The organism is Streptomyces glaucescens (assembly GCF_002154375.1).
Taxonomy (GTDB): domain Bacteria; phylum Actinomycetota; class Actinomycetes; order Streptomycetales; family Streptomycetaceae; genus Streptomyces; species Streptomyces glaucescens.
The window spans coordinates 1-20908 of record NZ_MUND01000057.1 but is presented as its reverse complement, the minus strand read 5'-3'; the positions used below and the strand labels follow the sequence as shown (position 1 = coordinate 20908).

Below are 20908 nucleotides of genomic sequence, written 5' to 3'. Positions count from 1 at the left end.
GATGGAGTACGTGAACGGCATGATCACGACAGTGAGGAAGACTGGTATGGCGGTGGCGCGGTCGCCCCAGTCCACGTGACGGGCGTTCATCATCATCATGGCGCCGATGACCACGAGGGCCGCCGCGGCGACCTCGCCCGGCACGATCGCCGTGAGCGGGGTGAAGAAGAGGCAGGCCGCGAAGAACAACCCGGTGACCACGGAGGCCAGTCCGGTGCGGGCACCCTCGCCGACGCCGGTCGCCGACTCGACGAACACGGTCTGGCCCGACGCTCCCGAGACGCCGCCGATCGCGCCGCCCGCCCCGTCGATGAACAGCGCCTTGGACAGGCCCGGCATCCGGCCCTTCTCGTCGGCCAGCTTGGCCTCGGTGCCGACGCCGATGATGGTCGCCATGGCGTCGAAGAACCCGGCGAGCACCAGGGTGAAGACGATCATGCCGACGGTCATCGCGCCGGCTTCGCCCCAGCCGCCGAACTCGACGTTGCCGAAGATCGAGAAGTCGGGCATGGAGACGGCGCTGCCGTGGAGTTCGGGCGCGCCGCTCGCCCACTGCTCGGGGTCGATCACTCCGGCGGCGTTGAGGATGACGGCGAGGACCGTGCCGCCGACGATGCCGATGAGGATGGCGCCGGGGATGCCGCGCGCCTGGAGCATGAAGATGCCGAGCAGGGTGACGGAGAAGAGCAGCACCGGCCAGCCGGCCAGTTCACCTCCGGGGCCGAGGAGGACGGGGCCGCCGCCGATGTCCGGGTTCTCGTGCACGAACCCGGCCTTGACGAGGCCGATCAGGGCGACGAACAGGCCGATGCCCATGGTGATGGCGTGCTTGAGGGCGAGCGGGATGGCGTTCATGATCATTTCGCGGAGGCCGGTGACGACCAGCAGCATGATGACCACGCCGTACATCACGCACATGCCCATGGCCTGCGGCCAGGTCATCTGCGGGGCGACCTGGGAGGCGAGGACTCCGGAGACGGACAGGCCGGCCGCGAGCGCCAGGGGCACCTTGCCGACGAACCCCATCAGCAGTGTGGTGAGGGCCGCCGCGAACGCGGTCGCGGTGATCAGTGCCTTCTGGGCGAGCGTGTCCCCCGCCGCGTCCTTGCCGGACAGGATGAGGGGGTTGAGGAGGAGGATGTACGCCATCGCCATGAAGGTGGTGATGCCGCCGCGCACCTCACGCGCGACCGTGGATCCTCTGTGGGTTATGTGGAAGTACCGGTCGAGCCAGGACCGTCCGGCCGGAACGCGGGTTCCCGCGCCCGCGTCCTCCGCGACGGTCCTCGGCTCCAGTGACTGCTGGGTCATGTGGGCCTGCTCCCAAGGTTCATAGGGACACCCGCATGGGACCCGCCAGGGTGGCGGCTGCGGGATTTGGGAAGGTGCTTCGGCCGCACGACCCGGGGGACGGCCCGAGACGAACGATCAGTCGTGCTGTCCAAGTCCCGCGAGCGGTGCGGTGCTTGGGGTGGGTACTCCGGGCGGCGCGGGGAGGCTGTGACGTTCCTGTCGCGCCGCCCGGAGGGTCTTATCCGGTGCCGGTCAGGTGCTCGGGGCGGACCGGCGTCCGGTTGAGCTCCAGCCCGGTCGCGTCCCGGATCGCCGCGAGGACGGCCGGGGTCGACGACAGGGTGGGGGCCTCGCCGACGCCGCGCAGCCCGTACGGGGCGTGCTCGTCGGCGAGTTCGAGCACGTCGACCGGCATGGGCGGCGTGTCGAGGATCGTGGGGATCAGATAGTCCGTGAAGGAGGGGTTGCGCACCTTCGCCGTCCTCGGGTCGACGACGATCTCCTCCATCACCGCGATGCCGAGGCCCTGGGTGGTGCCGCCCTGGATCTGGCCGATGACGGAGAGCGGGTTGAGTGCCTTGCCGACGTCCTGGGCGCAGGCCAGTTCGACCACCTTGACCAGGCCCAGCTCGGTGTCGACGTCGACGACCGCGCGGTGTGCCGCGAAGGAGTACTGGACGTGGCCGTTGCCCTGGCCGGTGTGCGGGTCGAAGGGTTCGGTCGGCCGGTGCCGCCACTCCTCCTCGGCCTCCACCACCTCGTCGTCGAGGACGTCCGCCAGGTCGGCGAGGATCTCGCCGCCGTCGGTGACGACCCTGCCGTGCTCCAGGAGGAGTTCGGCGGTGGCCCAGGCGGGGTGGTAGGAGCCGAACTTGCGGCGGCCGATCTCCAGGACCCGCTCGCGGACCCGCTCGCAGGCGTTCTTCACGGCGCCACCGGTGACGTACGTCTGCCGGGAGGCGGAGGTCGATCCGGCGCTGCCCACCCGGGTGTCGGCCGGGTGGATGGTCACCTGGGCGACGCCCAGCTCGGTGCGGGCGATCTGCGCGTGGACGGTGACACCGCCCTGGCCGACCTCGGCCATCGCGGTGTGCACGGTCGCCACCGGTTCCCCGCCGATGACCTCCATGCGGACGCGTGCGGTGGAGTAGTCGTCGAAGCCCTCGGAGAAGCCGACGTTCTTGATGCCGACGGCGTAGCCGACTCCGCGGACGACGCCTTCCCCGTGCGTGGTGTTGGACAGGCCGCCGGGCAGCTGCCGCACGTCGGCGCCCTCGCTGGACTCCCAGTCCCGTTCCGGCGGCATCGGCATCGCCTTCACGCGGCGCAGCAGTTCGGCGACGGGAGCCGGGGAGTCGACCGGCTGTCCGGTCGGCATCAGCGTCCCCTGCTCCATGGCGTTGAGCTGCCGGAACTCCACCGGGTCGAGGCCGAGCCGTTGTGCGAGCCGGTCCATCTGGGCCTCGTAGGCGAAGCACGCCTGGACCGCGCCGAAGCCGCGCATGGCTCCGCAGGGCGGGTTGTTGGTGTAGAGGGCGAGGGCCTCGATGTCGACGGCGTCGACGGCGTACGGGCCGGCCGACAGGGAGGAGGCGTTGCCGACGACCGCCGCGGAGGTGGAGGCGTAGGCGCCGCCGTCCAGGACGATGCGGCACTTCATGTGGGTGAGCTTGCCGTCCTTGGTGGCGCCGTGCTCGTAGCGCAGCTTCGCGGGGTGGCGGTGGACGTGCCCGAAGAAGGACTCGAACCGGTTGTAGACGATCTTGACGGGTTTGCCGGTGCGCAGGGCGAGCAGGCAGGCGTGGATCTGCATGGACAGGTCCTCGCGGCCGCCGAACGCGCCGCCGACGCCGGCCAGCGTCATCCGCACCTTCGTCTCGGGCAGGCCGAGCACGGGCGCGATCTGGCGCAGGTCGGCGTGGAGCCACTGGGTGGCGATGTAGAGATGGACGCCGCCGTCCTCCTCGGGTACGGCGAGGCCGGACTCGGGGCCGAGGAAGGCCTGGTCCTGCATGCCGAAGGTGTACTCGCCCTCGACGATCACGTCGGCCCGTTCGCGTGCCGCCTCGACGTCGCCGCGCACGATCGGCTGGCGGTGGACGATGTTCGGGTGCGGGACGTGACCGGCGATGGGGGTCCCCCCTGGACCGTCGCTTGCCGGAGGTCCTTGGGGGAGGTCGTCACGGTTCTCGTGGACGAGGACCGCGTCGGGGGCGAGCGCGGAGGCCTCGTCGGTGATCACCGGCAGCTCGCGGTACTCGACGTCGATCTTCGCGGCGGCGCGGCGGGCGGTCTCGGGGTGGTCGGCGGCGACGAGCGCGACCGGTTCTCCGTGGTGACGCACCTTGCCGTGGGCGAGGACCGGGGTGTCCTGGATCTCCAGGCCGTACGTGCGCACGTCGGTGGGCAGGTCGTCGTACGTCATGACGGCGTACACGCCCGGCGTCGCCAGTGCCTGGGAGGTGTCGATCGACACGATCTCGGCGTGGGCGACGGTGGAGCGCAGGGTCTGGCCCCAGAGCATGTCCTCGTGCCACATGTCGGACGCGAACGCGAACTCGCCCGTGACCTTGAGGGTCCCGTCGGGGCGGAGCGTGGATGCGCCGATGCCGCCCCGGGCCTGGGAGCCCTGGGTGAGCTTGGTGGGTGCGCCGGTGGTCGGCATGGTCGGACCCCTCTGACTACCGGGACGCCGCCAGGCGAACCGCGTCCATGATCTTCTCGTAGCCGGTGCACCGGCACAGGTTTCCGCAGAGCGCCTCGCGGATGTCCGCGTCGGCCGGGTTCGGGTTGCGCTCCAGCAGCTCGTCGGCCATGACGAGCAGGCCAGGGGTGCAGAAGCCGCACTGGACGGCGCCGGCCTCCAGGAACGCCTGCTGGATCGGGGACAGCTCGGTGCCCTCACCGGTCCGGGAGTCGCCGCCCTCGGCCTTCCACCGCTGGGCGTCCCGCAAGGGCGTACCGGTTTCACTCCCGCCCGTACCGCGGGTGCCGCCGCCCTCGGCCCGCTGCCTGGCGTGGTCCGCGAGGCCCTCCACGGTGACGACGTCGCGGCCTTCGGCCTGCCCGGCGGCGACCAGGCAGGCGCAGACCGGCACGCCGTCGAGGCGTACGGTGCACGAGCCGCACTCGCCCTGCTCGCAGGCGTTCTTGGAGCCCGGCAGCCCGAGCCGTTCCCGCAGCACGTAGAGCAGGGACTCGCCCTCCCAGACGTCGTCGGCTTCCTGTGGCCGTCCGTTGACGGTGAGGCTGACACGCATCACGCGGCTCCCTTCAGGGTGCGGCGGGTGCCGCGGTACGACTCCCAGGTCCAGGTGAGCGTCCGGCGGGCCATCACGCCGACCGCGCGGCGGCGGTAGCCCGCGGTGCCGCGGACGTCGTCGATGGGGTTGCAGGCGGCGGCGCACAGGTCCGCGAACCGCTGGGCGACCGACGGGGTGATGGTCTCGCCGTTGTCCCAGAGGCCGTCCTCCTCCAGCGCGGCGTTCAGGAACTCCTCGGCGGTCTTCGCCCGGACCGGCGTCGGGGCGGCCGAGCCGATGCCGGTGCGGACCGTGCGGGTTGCGGGGTGCAGGGCGAGGCCGAACGCGCACACGGCGATGACCATGGCGTTGCGGGTGCCGACCTTCGAGTACTGCTGGGGGCCGTCGGCCTTCTTGATGTGCACCGCGCGGATCAGCTCGTCGGGGGCGAGCGCGTTGCGCTTGACCCCGGTGTAGAAGTCGTCGATGGGGATACGGCGGCTGCCGCGGGCCGCGGATTCCGCCTCGACCTCGGCGCCCGCGGCCAGCAGGGCCGGGTGGGCGTCGCCCGCCGGGGAGGCGGTGCCGAGGTTGCCGCCCACGCCGCCGCGGTTGCGGATCTGCGGCGAGGCCACCGTATGCGAGGCGAGCGCCAGGCCCGGCAGCTCGGCGCGCAGGTTCTCCATGATCGCGGCGTACGGGACGGAGGCCCCCAGGCGCACGGAGTCCGCGCCGCTCTCCCACTCGGCCAGCTCGCCGATGCGGTTCAGGTCCAGGAGGTGGTCCGGCCGGCGGTGGCCGAAGTTGATCTCGACCATGACATCGGTGCCGCCCGCGATCGGCACAGCGGCGGGGTGCTCGGCCTTGGCGGCGAGCGCCTCCTCCCAACTGGCGGGGCGAAGGAAGTCCATGACCGGCTCTCCTTCTTCGTTCTCGTGGGGGTCGTGCAGATCGAGCCAATCCGTGTGCGGCACTCCCGGCTCGTTCATCTGTTGTTCACGCGGATGGGAGCCAGTACACAGCGCTGTGCTCCGAGCGGGTCAGTCACCGAAACCATGAAGGAGTTGGCTGGCCACGACGGTCATCTTGTAGATTCGTATGAACGGAGGTTCTCGGCAACCTCTCTGTTTTCCTCTGGAAACGCCCGGTCCGTCCCGCGTGACCAGGGACACCCTCCGAGGAGACGGCGAGCAACCGCACCGGACGACCGTGTGTCGGTCCGTCGAACGGTCCGCGGACCGAACCCCACCACCACCATCAGTTTCATCGTAAGTTTCGAGACAAAGAACGGCGGCGACGAGAATGCGGCTGCGCGCACTGCTGGACACCGACGCGCTGGGCCTCAGGCTGCTCGGCGGCGAGGACGAGCTGGACCGCACCGTGCGGGGCGTGATGACCACCGACCTGCGGGACCCCAGCCGCTATCTCTCCGGCGGCGAGCTGGTGCTGACCGGCCTCGCCTGGCGCCGGGACGCCGCCGACTCCGAGCCCTTCGTACGGATCCTCGCGCAGGCCGGGGTGGCGGCCCTCGCGGCCGGCGAGGCCGAACTGGGCGACATCCCCGAGGACCTGGTCACGGCCTGCGCCCGGCACCGGCTGCCGCTGTTCGCGGTGCACGAGTCCGTGGCCTTCGCCACGATCACCGAGCACGTCGTACGGCAGGTCTCCGGGGAACGCGCCGGCGACCTCGCGGCCGTCGTCGACCGGCACCGGCGGATGATGACCTCCGGCCCCGCGGGCGGCGGCCCCGACGTCGTCCTCGACCTGCTCGGCTCCGACCTGGACCTGCGCGCCTGGGTGCTGTCACCGACCGGACGGCTGATCGCCGGGTCCGAGGCCGCCGGGCCCGCGCTGCCCGCCGAGCTGTGCGCGACGCTCGCCGCCGAGCACCTGGCCGCCGCCCGCACCGGCCGCCGCGGCCCGCACCGGGTGCCGGCCGGCCCGACCACCTACTCCCTCTTCCCGATCCGCAGCAGCGCCCGCGCCCCGCAGGCCGCCCGGGACGTACGCGAGACCGTGCTGTCCGACTGGGTGCTCGCCGTCGAGGCGGACGCCGGGGACTGGGCCGAGGAGCGGCTCGACCTGCTCCAGGGCGTCACCCAGCTGATCGCCGTCGAACGCGACCGTCGGGACGCGGCGCGCACCGTGCGGCGGCGGCTCGCCCAGGAGGTCCTGGAACTGGTGCAGACCGGCGCCGCGCCCGCCGAGATCGCCGCCCGGCTGCGGGTGGCCGCCCCCGTGCTGCTGCCCGGCCTCGGCGCGGCCCCGCACTGGCAGGTCGTCGTCGCCCGGGTCGAGTGGGACGGCGGCGAGGTCGAGACCGGCCCGGTCGCCCAGTCGCTGCTCGAGGAGATCCTGGTCGACCCGCTCGCCACCGGCCCCGAGCCCTCTGACCGCATCGCCGTCGCGCACGTCGGCGACGAGGCGATCGCCCTCGTCCCGCTGCCCGCCGTCGCCGCCGAGCACGACGGCTCCGAGACCGGCGTCCTCGCCGACACCCTGCTGGCCGCCGTACGGGAGCCGCTGTCGGCCGGCCTGGACGGCGACGGGCGGGTCACGCTCGGCGTCAGCGCGGCCGTGCACTCCGCCGAGGGGCTGCGCGGCGCCCTGGAGGAGGCCCGGCACGCCCGCCGGGTGGCGGGGGCCCGCACCGGCCGGGTCTGCGCGGCCGGCCACCAGGAACTGGCCTCCCACGTCCTCCTGCTGCCGTTCGTCCCCGACGACGTCCGCCGCGCCTTCACCGCACGGCTCCTCGACCCGCTGCGTGACTACGACCGCCGCCACCGCGCGGAGCTGATCCCGACCCTGGAGGCCTTCCTGGAGTGCGACGGCTCCTGGACGCGCTGCGCGTCCCGGCTGCACCTGCACGTCAACACGCTGCGCTACCGGGTGGGCCGCATCGAGCAGTTGACGGGCCGTGACCTGTCCCGCCTGGAGGACAAGCTGGACTTCTTCCTGGCGCTGCGCATGAGCTGAAACCTGTGCGGGCGACAGCCCCACGACTTTGTGAAATCCTTCACCCACCCTCTTGGCCGGGCCGTGGATCCGTGCTGAGATGCGGCCACCACTCAACAGCTCGATGGCGTGCTCGGGGAGGGCGAGGTGGCGTATACCGCCATGTCTGGTAACGGAACGACCGCCGGTGACGATCCACTCCAGACCGCGGTATGGCGGCTGCGCTCGCGGGCCTGCTGGGCCGACGCCGCCGCACTGCTCCAACCGGTCACCCCGGCGGCGGCCCTGCAACGGGCCGCGCTGCTGGTGGAACGGTGCCTGTACACCGAGCAGGGCTGGGAGGAGGCCGAGGACGCGCTGCGCACGGCCGAGGCGCTGGCCCACGACGACGAGGAACGGGGCGCCGCCGCTTGTGAACGCGGGTACTTGGCCTACGCCGCCACGCTGCTCGGCGTGCGCGACCGGGCCGACGAGGCGCGCGCCGCGCTCGGCCGGGCGGCCGCGCTGATCCCTCCGGGGTCGCCGGCCCGCGCGCTGCTCGACTTCCGTCGCGGCCTGCTCGCCGAGAACCTCACCCGGTCCCCGCAGGCCGCGCGGGCCGCGTACCGCCGCGCCCACACCGGCGCCCTCACCCACTCCGACGCGCTGCTGCTCTCCTTCACGTGGCGGCACCTCGCCGGGCTCGCCCTGCGCGACGGCGAACTGGCCGAGGCCCGGCACGGTTTCGCCGAGTCGCTGCGGATCCGCGAGGAACTGGGCTACCTCGTCGGTACGGCCCCCGCGCTGGTGTCCCTCGCGGACGCGGAGACGGAACCCGAGGCCTCCCGCCTGCGCGAGGAGGCCCGCCGCCTCTTCCACCTCCTGGGCGGCGTCCCCACCTGGCTGGCCCGCCAGCTCACCCCCCAGGCCCCGGACGCGGCGACGGCGTGAGGGACCGGGTGCCGGCGGCACGCTCGGGACGGCGCGTCCACGCCGTGCCGCGTGCCGTGCCCGGTGCCGTGCCCGGTGCCCGGGGCGGGTGCGGGTGCGCTGTGGCTTGTCGCGCAGTTCCCCCCGCCCCCTGGGTGCGTGACGGCTCGACACCGAAGGCGGGTGCGGGCGCGCTGTGGTCTGTCGCGCAGTTCCCCGCGCCCCCTGGGTGCGTGACAGTTCGGCACCGAAGGCGGGTGCGGGTGCGCTGTGGTCTGTCGCGCAGTTCCCCGCGCCCCCTGGGTGCGTGACGGCTCGACACCGGGGGCGGGTGCGGGCGCGTCGTGGTCTGTCGCGCAGTTCCCCGCTCTGCTCAGGAAGGGGGCTGAATGCCTGTGGGGGGGGTTCCGCGCCTCGGGCTTCGATCGCGAACGCCGCGCAGCCCCAGCCCCAGCCCCGGTCCAGTCAGGACCCGGTGGTGCCGAAGTGCTCGCCCAGCCGTACCCGTACACCCTCCGCGTCGCCGGCGATCAACGCGTCCAGCAGTCCCACGTGCTGGGCCGCGTCGGCCATCAGCTCGGTCCGCGCGTGTCCCACCGCCGCCCCGCCCAGGGGCCACTGCGCCCGCCGGTGCAGGTCATCGGCGATCCGCACCAGCTGCGCGTTGCCCGCAAGCCCCAGCACGGCCCGGTGAAACGCCCGATCCGCCTCGGCGTACGTCACCCGGCACCCGGACGCCGCCGCCCGCACCGTCGCCTCCGCGAGGGGCCGCAGCTCGGCCCACCGCGCGGCCGGCACCGTGCGGGCGAGCCGCAGCAGCACGGGCACCTCGAGCAGCGCCCGCACCTCGGCCAGCTCCGACAGTTCGCGCGCGTCCCGTTCGACGACCCGGAAGCCCCGGTTCGGCACGACCTCGACGGCCCCTTCGAGCGCGAGCTGCTGCATGGCTTCGCGGACCGGCGTCGCCGAGACCCCGAACCGTTCGCCCAGCGCGGGAGCCGAGTACACCTCGCCGGGCCGCAGTTCTCCGGTGACCAGCGCGGAGCGCAGTGCCTGGAGGATCTGCCCGCGCACGGACGACCGCTGCACGACCGGCCGGGCGGGCTCCGCCGCGGGCGGCGCCTGGGGCATCGGCCGCTCGCTGTGCGTGTGCTCGCCACGGGCCGCGGCGGCGTCCCCGCCGGAGGGCCTGGGCGCGGGCGCCGCCGCCCGCCCCTGCGCGGGCACGCGTACGGCGGACATTTTCCCGCTGCCCGCGGAACGGTCCGACGCCGGGAGATCCGATGCCCCGCAACCCGTCTCGGCGGGACCGTGCGCGGCCTGCTTCACAGGGTCCTCCTGACGGACTTGTCGGCGGTTGTCGGCGGTTGCCGGGGGTTTCGGCGGTTGGGGAGATTACGGCCGGTTGTTACTCATCCGTCAAGCACCTTAGGCGGACAACGCGGTAGTTCAAATTTCCGCGAGATTGAGTAAGGTAAGCCTTACCTGTTCTCGATCTCGAAGCGGTGGTCCCGGTATGCCTGTGCCCTCGTCGGCCGTCGCGGACGCGTACGCCCGCCTCACCGAGGTGTTCCCGGGACTCGCCGTCACCGAAGTGGGCCCGGCGGACCCGGCTCCCGAGGGCGGCGGGTGGGTCTCCGCCGCCTCGCTCGCGGAGGGCGCGGACCACCTCGACGCCTTTCTGGCCTGGGACGACGCCCAAGTCGTGCGGGACTACGGACAGCAGGCCCGCCCGGACGTGATCGCCAGCTTCGGCCTGCACCGTTACGCCTGGCCCGCCTGCCTGCTGATCACCGTGCCGTGGTTCCTGCACCGCCGGGTCCCCCGCTATCCCGTGACACATGTCTCGTTCGACCGCTCGGCCGCGGGTCTCTCCGTGGGCCGCATGGCCGTACGGCCCACCGCCTTCGCCTGCCTCCCCGGCGACCCGGCCGCCGCACTGCCCGGCGCCCGGGTGGTCTCCGGCGAGGAGGCGCTGCGCGCCGAGGTGCGGGCGGCGGTCGCCGAGCACCTGGAACCGGTCCTCGGCGGCTTCGGCCCGCGGATGCGCCGGCGGGGCCGGGCGCTGTGGGGCATGGCGACCGACGAGGTGGTGGAGGGGCTGTGGTACGTGGCCCATCTGCTCGGCGAGCAGGAGCGGGCGCGGCACGAACTGGAGCTGCTGCTGCCGGGGGCGACGAAGCCGTACGTCGGCTCGGCGGCCTTCCGGGAGCTGACCGGCCCGGACGGCGAGTCGCTGCCCACCCGGGACCGGGCGAGCTGCTGCATGTTCTACACCGTGCGCCCGGAGGACACCTGCGCCACCTGCCCGCGCACCTGCGACGCGGACCGGATCGCCAAGCTGACGGCCGCCGCCGCGTGACCGGGTGTCACTTCCGCCCCGGGAGTACATCCACGCACCTGCCGTCCGCGCGGTCACACACGGTTCATCAACCTCTCGCGTAGGGGACGGTAGGGCGCGACCGCCCCCGGAACCGCTCGTCAGGATGGTCTTGTTCGAACTCAACCACCGTATGTCATACGGGAGTTCGACCAGAACGGTGACTCGTGCGTCCCTGCCGCACTCCCTTGGCGGCCTCTTGCCGCGAACGCCCCTGAGGGCTCGTGGGTCTGGGCCACTATGGCGGGCGTCACGCCCTATCCCGAGGCAAGGGACCACCGGATGAGACTGACCGAGATATCGCTGAACTGGCTGCTTCCGGGCGCCGTACTGCTCCTGGGCATGCTGGCGGCGGTGGCGGTGCTCGCGCGCGGCAGGCGGACCGCGGGGAAGGACGCGCGCGCCGACGACTCCTGGGAACGCAATGAGGAACGCCGCAGACGCAAGGAGGCCGTCTACGGCACGGTCTCCTACGTCCTTCTCTTCTGCTGTGCCGCGGTCGCGGCGGCGCTCTCCTTCCACGGCCTGGTCGGCTTCGGCGAGCAGAACCTCGGCCTCTCCGACGGCTGGCAGTACCTGGTGCCGTTCGGGCTGGACGGCGCGGCGATGTTCTGCTCGGTGCTCGCGGTCCGCGAGGCCAGCCACGGTGACGCGGCGCTCGGCTCCCGGATACTCGTCTGGACGTTCGCCTTCGCCGCCGCCTGGTTCAACTGGGTGCACGCGCCCCGTGGCGCGGGGCACGCCGGTGCCCCGCACTTCTTCGCGGGCATGTCCCTGTCCGCCGCGGTGCTCTTCGACCGGGCGCTGAAGCAGACCCGCCGGGCCGCCCTGCGCGAGCAGGGCCTGGTGCCCAGGCCGCTGCCGCAGATCCGGATCGTGCGCTGGCTGAGGGCCCCGCGGGAGACCTACCGGGCCTGGTCCCTGATGCTCCTGGAGGGTGTGCGCAGCCTCGACGAGGCCGTCGAGGAAGTGCGCGAGGACAAACGCCAGAAGGAGCAGGAGCGGCTGCGCCGGCGCGACAAGGAGCGCCTGGAGCGCGCCCGGCTGAAGGCGATCAGCCGGGGTCACCGCGGCTTCGCCGGCCGGGGCGGCGGACGGCAGGTGGAGCTGTCACCGGTGGAGCAGGGCTCCGAGATGGTCTCCGCGGAGCCTGCCATATCCCCGCCCGAGCCCCTGCCGGTACGCAACCGGCCCTCCCTGCAGCCGGTCCGCGGCGGATCCGCTGACCCGGTCAGGGTCGACCTCACCGCGGAGGACGACACCCAGGCCCTGCCGCGCCTCGACCACCTGGAGCGCAAGCTCAAGGATCTGGAGCAGCAGTTCGGCTAGGGGGTGTCGTCGAACTCCCGTCGCCGTCCGCAGGACGGCCCTGCGGCGTCCGGTGCGTGCTCTCGGCTCGCCGGGCGGAAGTCCGCGTACTGGGCGTACCCGGACTTTCGTCCGGTGCGGCGAGAGCACGTGCCGGGCGTCGCGGGGCAGACGGGAGTTCGACGACACCCCCTAGGCCGGACCGGGACCCGGAACCGGGCGACGACGGACGGGGGTGCGGCCGCACGGGCCGCCCCCCGTCCCGTTCGCCGTCGCTCCGCCGTGATCCCTACGCGGCGTCCGCGTCCAGCTCGAACCAGACGGACTTGCCCACCGCGTGCGGCCGTACGCCCCAGGCGGCGGCGAGCGACTGGACCAGCAGCAGGCCGCGGCCGTTCGTACCGTCGTCGGCGGCCGGTACGCGCAGCCGAGGCCGGCGGGCCACGAAGTCCCGTACCTCCACCCGGAGGCCGCGCGGCCCCACGGTCGCCGTCAGGATCGCCTCGTCGTCGGTGTGGACCAGCGCGTTGGTGACGAGTTCGCTGGTCAGCAGCTCCGCCACGTCGGAGCGGCCGGGACTCCCCCAGTGCCGCAGCAGTTCGCGCAGTGCCCGTCGCGCCTCCGGGACGGCCCGTAAGTCGGCCCGCTCGAGTCTGCGCCTCAGTTGTGGCGCCGGGGCCTGCTCCGCCGCGCCGTCGGTCCCGTCCTCCGTCGTCCCCGTCGAGAAGGCCCCGACCGTGGTGGGCCCGCCTCCTCGTACCTGCCTCTTCATGTCCCCCGCCCGCGTGCCGATGTCGGTTTCCCTCCTGCTCGAACACGTTCACGGGGATCCTTGCCCAGCGGGCACCGGGCCAGTCCTGCGGGATCGTCGACGACCAGGTGTTCGGCCACGGCCGGCGCGGCGGTGGGCGGCCAGAGCGGCTCCGTGGGGCGCGTCAGGCCGCCCGGTCGAGCGGCGGAGATCGGCTCAACTGTCTATTGCGGGCTGCCGATCCGGCCGTACACGGCCAAGAGCTGGGGCGGGTGTTCTCCCGGCGGCGGCCGTTCGGCGTCCGGCACCGTCCGGACGCCGGCGGGACGAAAGTGGCCGGAATGCGACCGTCCCGGGCCGGTCGCGCCCGCGTTCGGATCAGTAGAGCTTGTTCACCGCCGTCGCCGTCGTCTTGCGGAAGGCGCGGACCGGTGCGTCCCCGAAGTCGCCGAGCTGCGCCCACTCCACGACGGTCACCGTGCGCCCGTCGCGCCCCACCGACAGCAGCCGGATGTCCGTGGCACCCCAGGACGTCTGCGTGTGCAGGCCGTGGACGCGGGCACCCTCCTCGGCCCGCACCCTTCCGTAGCTCCGGTAGGCGGCCTCGGTCTCGGGGTCGTCCTGCTCGATCCGGTCCGCGCAGGAACGGATGAGCGCGTTCATCCGGTCGGCCAGCGCCTTCGCCTTGGCGGCCGAGCCGGCGACGATGGTGAGCTGGCGGGCGGCGGCGTCGAGGTCGGTGTGGAACGGGCGGTAACGGGAGTCGTAGCCCGGGAACACCTCGTCCAGACAGAGCCGCAGCTCGTCGGGCACGCCGTCGGTGACCTTCCCGGCGGTCCAGGCCGAGGAGGGGTGGGGCGGCAGCTCGGCGGCCGAGAGGAAAGCGGGCCCGGGCGCGGCTCCCGCGGGGGCGGCGAGCGCGGTGAGGCCGGTGACCGCGGCGACGGCGAGTGCGGCGAGCGCGGCGGCTCGGGTACGGACGGGCATGGGTCTCCCCCTGTGCGACTGGGTCGGTGGATGTGCCCAGCATCGGCAGGCGGCGGTGACGCGCGCAACAGGGGATGCCGCTTCGCTCGGCATGGAACCATCCCACCCCGTCTGACGTGCACGTACAGGGAGTTCCTGGGATGCCGTCCCGGGGACGCGAGCGCACCGGGGGAAGGGTGTCCGGACAGGACGACGGCGTCGCCGGGTTCGCGGCGCTGCTGCGAGAGCTGAAGGAGCGTACGGACCGCAGTTACGGTTCGCTGGCCCGCCGTCTGCAGATGAACACCTCCACGCTGCACCGTTACTGCGCCGGTGACGCGGTGCCGCAGGACTTCGCCCCCGTGGAGCGGTTCGCCGCGTTGTGCGGCGCGACGCCCGAGGAGCGCGTGGAACTGCACCGCCGCTGGCTGACGGCGGTGGCGGCACGCCGGCGACCGCGGGCGGAGGCCGTGCCCGCGGCGCCGGTGGACGCACCGCCCCCGCAAGCAGCACCGGCAGCCCCGCCGGAACCAGGACCGCAACCACCGGAACCGGAAGCGGGACCGGAATCACCGGGACCGGAAGCACGACCGGAACCACCGGGACCGGAAGCACGACCGGTACAGGTGTCGGCACCCTGGTACCGGCGGCGTCCGCGCCTGGCCGTCGCCCTCGCCGCCGGCTGCGCCTCCCTGGCCGCGGCCGGCAGCCTCGCCGCGCTGCCCACCGGCCGCGGCTCCTCCGCCGGGGTCGCCCCGTCCGTCCGTACGACGGTCGCGGCACCCACGACCGGGACACCGAGCAGCCCTCCGCCCCGCACGCCCTCCGCGTCCCCTGACGCGACTTCGGCCGCGCCCGGCCCGTCCCCGGCGGGGACGAGCCCTTCCCCAGCGCCCTCGCGGACCCGCACGCCGGCGGCGGCTTCCCCCACCGATGGGGCCCTCCCCCTCGTCTGGACCGCCGACTCGCAGGTCTGGGCGCACGGCTGCGGCCACGACTACGTCATCGGCAGGCCGCCCGCCCAGGTTCCGCCGCCCCCGGCCCCGCAGGACGCCGGGACGTGGGCGGCGGCGCAGGGGGCGGTGCACGGCCGGGAGACCACCGTGCGGATCTCCGTGCAGGGCCGCTCCGCCACGGCCGTGGTCCTGGAGGCGCTGCGGGTACGGGTGGCCGGGCGTGCCGAGCCGGCGCCGGGCCACGTGTACGCCATGGACGAGGGCTGCGGCGGCGCCATCACCCCCCGGCGTTTCGCGGTGGACCTGGACAAGGACCGGCCGCTCGCCCGCCCCGTCGCCGGGAACGACGCGGGCACGCCGATCCCGGCGGTCCGCATGCCGTACCGGGTGTCGGCCGAGGACCCGGAGGTGCTGCTGGTCACCGCGCGGACGGCGGGCTGCGACTGCCGCTGGTTGCTGGAGCTGGACTGGTCCTCGCAGGGCCGCACCGGCACGGTCCGGATCGACGACCGGGGCCGCCCGTTCCGGACCAGCGCCGTCGAGGGCCTGCCCCGGCACACCTACGACACCTCGGCCCGCCACTGGAGTCCGGGCGCCTAGATGCGGTGTCCGGGGACGCCGGTGACACGCGTGCTGGTGCGCACACCACCACCTGACCAGGGCACACGCCACAGCGGGGGCAGGGGGAGTCCGTCAGCTCACCCAGTGGCCCTGCCTCCCCCCGCTGGAGGCAACCGCCGCTCATGGCTCAGCCGCTGTTCACCGTCCGGGGCGGCCGGGCCCGGCCAGGGACTACGTCCTTGCGGGACCCGGCCAGCCAGGTCAGGGGACGTCAGGACGAAGACCGACAACGACGCAGTCCCTGGCGCACCGGGGCCGCGGTCGAGGCGCCGGTCGCCGCTTCGCACTCCCGGGAGCGGGCTACCCGCGGCCGGCCCGCCCCTCGGGTGGTGCGGCCGGGTCGTCGGTCTGCTGTTGCGCGAGCCGGGTCGCGGCCAGGGTCAGGCTCGCCTCGATCTCTTCCAGGACCTGGACGGCCTCGGCCTGCCGCTTCTCGGGCATTTCCCCGGCGGTGCACTCCTCCAGCTCCGCCCAGATGTCGTCGACCTGGTGGCGCAGGGCGAGGCTGGCCTCGGTGGGCTCGATGATGGTCGCCCGCTTGTCGGTGGGGCTGGGGCGGCGGCGGACGAATCCGGCGTGTTCGAGTCGCTTGATGGTGCGGGTCATGGTGGCCGCGTCGGATCCGAGCAGTCGGACCAGGTCGGTCTGGCGCTGTGGCCCGTGGTCCCACAGCTGCATCATCACCAGTTCCTGGCCGGGGTGGAGGCCGACCCGACGCAGGAGCTGCCCGGCGAGCGCGCGGTGCAGCCGGGCCACCCGGAAGATCGCGTGGGCCATCGGCCCGGCCTGGACCGAGGGCGGCATCGGCACGTGGGCCGCCTCGACAGCGTCCGGCCCGGGAGGCCCGGAATCTGGGCGGATCATGTGATGCTGCGCTCCTCCATGTAACTGCCCGAACATATACACCCCCATTCTAGCGCCCACAGCCGCCGAACAGGCGTCACTCAATCAGGGAAACATGCTGCTCCCGGCCACTTTCCCCTTGGCGAGACACCCGAGGGAATGCCAAGGCTGATTTACTTGTTCGAGCAGGTAACGTCAGATCGTCTGACGCCGACGGCCCTGTCACAGGCCCGTACGAACCAAGGGAGCGACGATCATGAACAAGGCTTTCACCCCCTACGACCTGGCCGGCACACGGCTGGCCAACCGGATCGTGATGGCACCGATGACGCGCAGCCGCGCCTACGGGCCCGGTCGGTCCGCCACGGACCTGATGGCCACCTACTACGGCCAGCGGGCCAGTGCCGGGCTGATCGTCACCGAGGGAACCCAGCCGTCAGCGGTCGGCCAGGGTTACCCGAACACCCCGGGTATCCACTCCGGCGAGCAGATCGAGGCGTGGAAGAAGGTCACCGGCGCCGTCCACGAGCGCGACGGAGTGATCTTCCTGCAGCTGATGCACACGGGGCGGGTCGGCCATCCGAGCCTGACGGGACTGACCCCGGTCGGACCCTCTGCGGTCAGGGCGGCGGGCCAGGTCTACACCAGCGAGGGCCCGCAGGACTTCGTCACCCCTCACGAGCTGACCGGGGCAGAGATCGCCCAGACCGTCGCCGACTACACCACCGCCGCCCGCAACGCCGTCGAGGCCGGCTTCGACGGCGTGGAACTGCACGGCGCCAACGGCTACCTGATCCACCAGTTCCTCGCCCCGAACTCCAACACGCGTACCGATGCGTGGGGCGGTTCCCCGGACCGCCGCATCCGGTTCGCGGTGGAGACGGCGCAGGCCGTGGCCGAGGCGATCGGGCCGGAGAAGGTCGGCTTCCGCATGTCGCCGGGCAACCCCTACAACGACATCGTGGAGACCGACCCGGACGACGTGGAGGTCACCTATTCCGCGTTGGTCGAGGCCCTGGCCCCGTTGAACCTGGCCTATCTGCACCAGATGGAGTCCGCCGGGGCCCGCGAGTTGACGGTCCGGCTGCGCCGCCAGTGGCCGGGCACCTTCGTCCTCAACCCGTTCACCGGCGCGGAGCCGACCGGTCCTCAGGAGCTGGACCTGATCGAGGACGGCACCGCCGACCTGATCGCCTACGGCGCCCTCTTCCTGGCCAACCCCGACCTGCCCGAGCGCCTCGAACGCGGTGGCCCCTTCAACACCCCCGACCGGGCCACCACCTACGGCGGCGACGAACACGGCTACACCGACTACCCCGCCCTGCCCTGACCCGACACACGCACCCGGAACACGGACGAAGGCACCCGCAATGAACACCGGCCCACCGCGCACATGAACACCGTTGCCGGCAACGAGATCCTCGTGCTCGCGGGGGACCGCAGACTGCCCGGCCCTGCGTACTTCGGTCTCAACCCCGGGTTGATCAAGACCGACATCCGCTCCGACTATCTGGGCGAGGGCAGCCTCATGCACCGTCTGGCCGAAGTCGTGGTCGGGCTGGCCGGTCCCTCCCCGAAGGTCTACGCGGCGCGGATCGTCCCCCTGCTGTTCGCTGACGACCTCGACGGTCGCACCGCCCTGATGGTCAACAACAAGGCCCAGGTGATCCTGCCAACCGCTGGACTCGGCATGGACTACAGCGACCGCTACCTGGACCCCTCCGAAGCGCTGCTGCGCCGCGCCGTCGGCTGACCCCAGGGCGGCACCTGCCCGGGGACCGGGCTGATCGTTCCTGCGCGACCGCCGCCAGAAGGGGGACGGCCCCACCACCCTTCGACCGCGGTCAGGGCCTGGGCACGTTGCGGAGGTTGGAGCGGGCCATCTGGAGCATCCGGCCGACACCGCCGTCCAGCACGATCTTGGAGGCGGACAGCGCGAACCCGGTCACCATCTCGGCCTTGATCTTCGGCGGGATGGACAGGGCGTTGGGGTCGGTGACGACGTCGACGAGGGCGGGCCCCTTGTGCTTGAAGGCGTCCTTGAGGGCGCCGGCGAGCTGCTTCGGCTTCTCCACCCGGACGCCGTAGGCCCCGCAGGCGCGGGCGACGGCGGCGAAGTCGGGGTTCTTGTTGGTGGTGCCGTACGAAGGCAGCCCGGCGACCATCATCTCCAGCTCCACCATGCCGAGCGACGAGTTGTCGAACAGCACGATCTTCACCGGCAGGTCGTGCTGGACGAGGGTGAGGAAGTCACCCATCAGCATGGAGAACCCGCCGTCGCCGGACATCGCCACCACCTGGCGGCGGCGGTCGGTGAACTGCGCGCCGATCGCCATCGGCAGCGCGTTCGCCATCGAGCCGTGGGAGAAGGACCCGATGACGCGGCGGCGGCCGTTGGGGGTGATGTAGCGGGCCGCCCAGACGTTGCACATGCCGGTGTCGACGGTGAAGACGGCGTCGTCGGCGGCGACCTCGTCGAGCACGGACGCCACGTACTCGGGGTGGATGGGGACATGCTTGTCGACCTTGCGGGTGTACGCCTTGACGACCCCCTCCAGCGCGTCGGCGTGCTTCTTCAGCATCTTGTCGAGGAAGCGCCGGTTGTGCTTGGTCTTCACGCGCGGGGTGAGACAGCGCAGCGTCTCCTTGACGTCGCCCCACACGGCGAGGTCCAGCCGGGAGCGGCGGCCCAGGTGTTCGGGCCGCACGTCGACCTGGGCGATGGTCACGTCGTCGGGCAGGAAGGCGTTGTACGGAAAGTCGGTGCCGAGCAGGATGAGCAGATCGCACTCGTGGGTGGCCTCGTAGGCGGCGCCGTAGCCGAGCAGCCCGCTCATCCCCACGTCGAACGGATTGTCGTACTGGATGTGTTCCTTGCCGCGCAGGGCGTGCCCCACCGGTGACTTGATCTTCTGCGCCAGCTCCATGACCTCGGCGTGCGCGCCCGCGGTGCCGCTGCCGCAGAACAGGGTGACCTTCCGCGCCCGGTCGATCAGGTCGACCAGCTTGTCGATCTCCGCGTCGCCGGGGCGGACCGTGGGGCGGGCGGTCACCAGGGCGGTCTCGGCCGCCTTGTCGGGGGCCGGTTCGGCGGCGAGGTCACCGGGGAGGGCGACGACACTGACGCCGCCGCGGCCGACCGCGTTCTGGACGGCGGTGTGCAGCAGCCGGGGCATCTGCCGGGGGTTGGAGATCAGCTCGCAGTAGTGGCTGCACTCGCGGAAGAGGTGGTCGGGGTGGGTCTCCTGGAAGTAGCCGAGGCCGATCTCGCTGGACGGGATGTGCGAGGCGAGGGCGAGGACGGGCGCCATGGAGCGGTGGGCGTCGTACAGGCCGTTGATGAGGTGCAGGTTGCCGGGCCCGCAGGAACCGGCGCAGGCGGCCAGCCGTCCGGTGATCTGGGCCTCGGCACCGGCCGCGAAGGCGGCGGTCTCCTCGTGCCGGACGTGGATCCATTCGAGCGCGGAGTTGCGGCGGACCGCGTCGACGACCGGATTGAGGCTGTCGCCCACGACGCCGTACAGGCGTTTCACCCCGGCGCGGGCGAGGATGTCGACGAACTGTTCGGCGACGTTCTGCTTGGCCATGGATCCCTGCGCCCCTTCGCTGTGCGGCACGTCCGGTCGGGTCCCCTCGATCCATCAATCCACACCGTGCGCGATCACGCCTCCCAGACCGCCGCCGCCGAACGGTCGTCGGCGTACCCCTTCACCCGGGTCTGGACGTCGGTGAGGAACCCGGCGAGGCCCGGCGGCCGCGGGTGCGACCACCGTTCGGTCAGATGGACGGGGAGCGCGGGCTCGCCCCGCAGGGGCTCGGCGAGTCCGGCCGTGCACATCAGCAGGACGTCACCCGGCCGGGCGATGGAGGCGCGGAAACGGAACGGTTCGCGGGGCGGCTCGGGGCGCTGGTCGTACGGGCTGGGCGGCGCCGGAATGCCCAGGTCCGTCGTGAGCCGGTCGCCCTGCGGGGTCTCGGAGGGCGGCGAGCCGAAGCCCACCACGGGCTCGCCGGTGGCCTCGGTGACCTGCGGTTCGATGTCGTGCCAGCCGCCGTCGCGGAGCCGGAACAGACCGCCCGCGCCGACGCCGAAGAAGATTCGGGTCCGGCAGGCGGGGTCGGCGGGCAGCAGCAGACAGCGCAGGGTGGCCGCGTACTCCTCCGGGCGCAGCCCCTGGTCGGCGGCGCCCGCCCGGAGTCGGCCGAGGCTGCGGTCGGTCAGCCGGTGCAGGCCCGACTTGAGGTCGCCGCGGCGGCCCGCGCGGATGTCGTCGGCGAGGCGTGCGTGGCTGCGGCCGACGGCTCTGCCGATCCACCGGCACAGCTCGGCGGCGGCGCGGTGCGCGCGGGGGGTGGCCCTCGCCCCCGTGGCCATCGCGACCAGCAGCAGCGCGTGTTCGCCGGTGCCGAAGCGGGCGGTGAGCAGCGCGTCGCGGCGAAGCTCGCCGCGGAAGCGGGCCGAGTCACCGCGGACGGAGGCGGCCCGCAGGATGCAGGTGCCGTACCGGGCACCGTCGAGCACGGTGTCGGGAACCAGGTCGCCGAGGTCGTCGGGGTCGGCGGCGGGGAGGGCGGTCGGCTCGGGATCGTAGGTCGGGGGCCCGGAGCCGACGTGCGGGAGCGGAGCGGTGGGTGCACCGGGCGGAGCGGCGGGTGTGCCCGGCGCTCCGCCCGGTGCACCCAC

17 protein-coding genes are annotated in these 20908 nt (G+C 72.9%); 7 read left to right on the top strand and 10 right to left on the bottom strand.

Going from position 1 to position 20908, the window contains the following annotated elements:
• The 4 genes from CCN42_RS04550 to CCN42_RS04535 form a co-directional block, all read right to left on the bottom strand.
• Positions 1 to 1311: NCS2 family permease (locus CCN42_RS04550; RefSeq protein ID WP_086733181.1), on the bottom strand; the 1311-nt coding region annotated here is incomplete at its 3' end.
• A gap of 220 nt (positions 1312 to 1531) precedes the next feature.
• On the bottom strand, positions 1532 to 3958 hold the full coding sequence (locus CCN42_RS04545; RefSeq protein ID WP_086733180.1) for a xanthine dehydrogenase family protein molybdopterin-binding subunit: 2427 nt from the start codon (positions 3956 to 3958) through the stop codon (positions 1532 to 1534).
• Positions 3959 to 3974: 16 nt separating this feature from the next.
• Positions 3975 to 4553: a (2Fe-2S)-binding protein gene (locus CCN42_RS04540; RefSeq protein WP_086733179.1), complete on the bottom strand. Its 579-nt coding sequence runs from the start codon at positions 4551 to 4553 to the stop codon at positions 3975 to 3977.
• Complete coding sequence (locus CCN42_RS04535; protein ID WP_086733178.1) at positions 4553 to 5446, bottom strand: FAD binding domain-containing protein; 894 nt, start codon at positions 5444 to 5446, stop codon at positions 4553 to 4555. Before CCN42_RS04535 ends, CCN42_RS04540 begins: the two co-directional genes overlap by 1 nt.
• A gap of 391 nt (positions 5447 to 5837) precedes the next feature.
• On the opposite strand from CCN42_RS04535, the gene CCN42_RS04525 reads away from it, so the two are divergent.
• Positions 5838 to 7511: a PucR family transcriptional regulator gene (locus CCN42_RS04525; RefSeq protein WP_086733177.1), complete on the top strand. Its 1674-nt coding sequence runs from the start codon at positions 5838 to 5840 to the stop codon at positions 7509 to 7511.
• Positions 7512 to 7652: 141 nt separating this feature from the next.
• Positions 7653 to 8420, top strand: coding sequence for a hypothetical protein (locus tag CCN42_RS04520; protein WP_086170491.1), 768 nt, complete (start codon positions 7653 to 7655; stop codon positions 8418 to 8420).
• Between the two features lie 444 nt (positions 8421 to 8864).
• On the opposite strand, the gene CCN42_RS04515 is transcribed toward CCN42_RS04520, so the two are convergent.
• Entirely contained in the window at positions 8865 to 9728 is an 864-nt protein-coding gene (locus tag CCN42_RS04515; RefSeq protein ID WP_386581825.1) for a GntR family transcriptional regulator, read from the bottom strand.
• A gap of 187 nt (positions 9729 to 9915) precedes the next feature.
• Here CCN42_RS04515 and CCN42_RS04510 point away from each other — a divergent pair, with 187 nt between their 5' ends.
• Positions 9916 to 10761 carry a (2Fe-2S)-binding protein gene (locus CCN42_RS04510; protein WP_086733175.1) on the top strand — a complete coding sequence of 282 codons (846 nt, stop codon included), beginning with the start codon at positions 9916 to 9918 and terminating at the stop codon, positions 10759 to 10761.
• A gap of 300 nt (positions 10762 to 11061) precedes the next feature.
• Positions 11062 to 12108 carry a DUF2637 domain-containing protein gene (locus tag CCN42_RS04505; protein WP_086733174.1) on the top strand — a complete coding sequence of 349 codons (1047 nt, stop codon included), beginning with the start codon at positions 11062 to 11064 and terminating at the stop codon, positions 12106 to 12108.
• Positions 12109 to 12376: 268 nt separating this feature from the next.
• Here the strand turns inward: CCN42_RS04505 and CCN42_RS04500 are convergent, their stop codons facing one another.
• Both CCN42_RS04500 and CCN42_RS04495 read right to left on the bottom strand, forming a co-directional pair.
• Positions 12377 to 12859: an ATP-binding protein gene (locus CCN42_RS04500; protein WP_086733173.1), complete on the bottom strand. Its 483-nt coding sequence runs from the start codon at positions 12857 to 12859 to the stop codon at positions 12377 to 12379.
• A 357-nt stretch (positions 12860 to 13216) separates the two neighbouring features.
• Positions 13217 to 13825 (bottom strand): hypothetical protein, encoded by a 609-nt coding sequence (locus tag CCN42_RS04495; protein WP_086733172.1) that lies wholly within the window; start codon positions 13823 to 13825, stop codon positions 13217 to 13219.
• A gap of 140 nt (positions 13826 to 13965) precedes the next feature.
• Here CCN42_RS04495 and CCN42_RS04490 point away from each other — a divergent pair, with 140 nt between their 5' ends.
• Complete coding sequence (locus CCN42_RS04490) at positions 13966 to 15360, top strand: helix-turn-helix domain-containing protein (protein ID WP_245877147.1); 1395 nt, start codon at positions 13966 to 13968, stop codon at positions 15358 to 15360.
• A 321-nt stretch (positions 15361 to 15681) separates the two neighbouring features.
• On the opposite strand, the gene CCN42_RS04485 is transcribed toward CCN42_RS04490, so the two are convergent.
• Positions 15682 to 16245 (bottom strand): MarR family winged helix-turn-helix transcriptional regulator, encoded by a 564-nt coding sequence (locus CCN42_RS04485; RefSeq protein ID WP_245877146.1) that lies wholly within the window; start codon positions 16243 to 16245, stop codon positions 15682 to 15684.
• Between the two features lie 235 nt (positions 16246 to 16480).
• On the opposite strand from CCN42_RS04485, the gene CCN42_RS04480 reads away from it, so the two are divergent.
• Both CCN42_RS04480 and CCN42_RS04475 read left to right on the top strand, forming a co-directional pair.
• Positions 16481 to 17554, top strand: coding sequence for an alkene reductase (locus tag CCN42_RS04480; protein ID WP_086733169.1), 1074 nt, complete (start codon positions 16481 to 16483; stop codon positions 17552 to 17554).
• A 63-nt stretch (positions 17555 to 17617) separates the two neighbouring features.
• Positions 17618 to 17977 (top strand): hypothetical protein, encoded by a 360-nt coding sequence (locus CCN42_RS04475; protein ID WP_086733168.1) that lies wholly within the window; start codon positions 17618 to 17620, stop codon positions 17975 to 17977.
• A 91-nt stretch (positions 17978 to 18068) separates the two neighbouring features.
• Here the strand turns inward: CCN42_RS04475 and CCN42_RS04470 are convergent, their stop codons facing one another.
• Both CCN42_RS04470 and CCN42_RS04465 read right to left on the bottom strand, forming a co-directional pair.
• On the bottom strand, positions 18069 to 19811 hold the full coding sequence (locus CCN42_RS04470) for a pyruvate dehydrogenase (protein ID WP_086733167.1): 1743 nt from the start codon (positions 19809 to 19811) through the stop codon (positions 18069 to 18071).
• A gap of 74 nt (positions 19812 to 19885) precedes the next feature.
• Entirely contained in the window at positions 19886 to 20908 is a 1023-nt protein-coding gene (locus CCN42_RS04465) for a protein phosphatase 2C domain-containing protein (protein ID WP_086733166.1), read from the bottom strand.

Bases quoted from the DNA above. Each gene is read 5' to 3' on its own strand.
- CCN42_RS04545 (WP_086733180.1), bottom strand. From the start codon at position 3,958: ATGCCGACCACCGGCGCACCCACCAAGCTCACCCAGGGCTCCCAGGCC.
- CCN42_RS04540 (WP_086733179.1), bottom strand. From the start codon at position 4,553: ATGCGTGTCAGCCTCACCGTCAACGGACGGCCACAGGAAGCCGACGAC.
- CCN42_RS04535 (WP_086733178.1), bottom strand. From the start codon at position 5,446: ATGGACTTCCTTCGCCCCGCCAGTTGGGAGGAGGCGCTCGCCGCCAAG.
- CCN42_RS04525 (WP_086733177.1), top strand. From the start codon at position 5,838: ATGCGGCTGCGCGCACTGCTGGACACCGACGCGCTGGGCCTCAGGCTG.
- CCN42_RS04520 (WP_086170491.1), top strand. From the start codon at position 7,653: ATGTCTGGTAACGGAACGACCGCCGGTGACGATCCACTCCAGACCGCG.
- CCN42_RS04510 (WP_086733175.1), top strand. From the start codon at position 9,916: ATGCCTGTGCCCTCGTCGGCCGTCGCGGACGCGTACGCCCGCCTCACC.
- CCN42_RS04505 (WP_086733174.1), top strand. From the start codon at position 11,062: ATGAGACTGACCGAGATATCGCTGAACTGGCTGCTTCCGGGCGCCGTA.
- CCN42_RS04500 (WP_086733173.1), bottom strand. From the start codon at position 12,859: ATGAAGAGGCAGGTACGAGGAGGCGGGCCCACCACGGTCGGGGCCTTC.
- CCN42_RS04495 (WP_086733172.1), bottom strand. From the start codon at position 13,825: ATGCCCGTCCGTACCCGAGCCGCCGCGCTCGCCGCACTCGCCGTCGCC.
- CCN42_RS04490 (WP_245877147.1), top strand. From the start codon at position 13,966: ATGCCGTCCCGGGGACGCGAGCGCACCGGGGGAAGGGTGTCCGGACAG.
- CCN42_RS04485 (WP_245877146.1), bottom strand. From the start codon at position 16,245: ATGATCCGCCCAGATTCCGGGCCTCCCGGGCCGGACGCTGTCGAGGCG.
- CCN42_RS04480 (WP_086733169.1), top strand. From the start codon at position 16,481: ATGAACAAGGCTTTCACCCCCTACGACCTGGCCGGCACACGGCTGGCC.
- CCN42_RS04475 (WP_086733168.1), top strand. From the start codon at position 17,618: ATGAACACCGTTGCCGGCAACGAGATCCTCGTGCTCGCGGGGGACCGC.
- CCN42_RS04470 (WP_086733167.1), bottom strand. From the start codon at position 19,811: ATGGCCAAGCAGAACGTCGCCGAACAGTTCGTCGACATCCTCGCCCGC.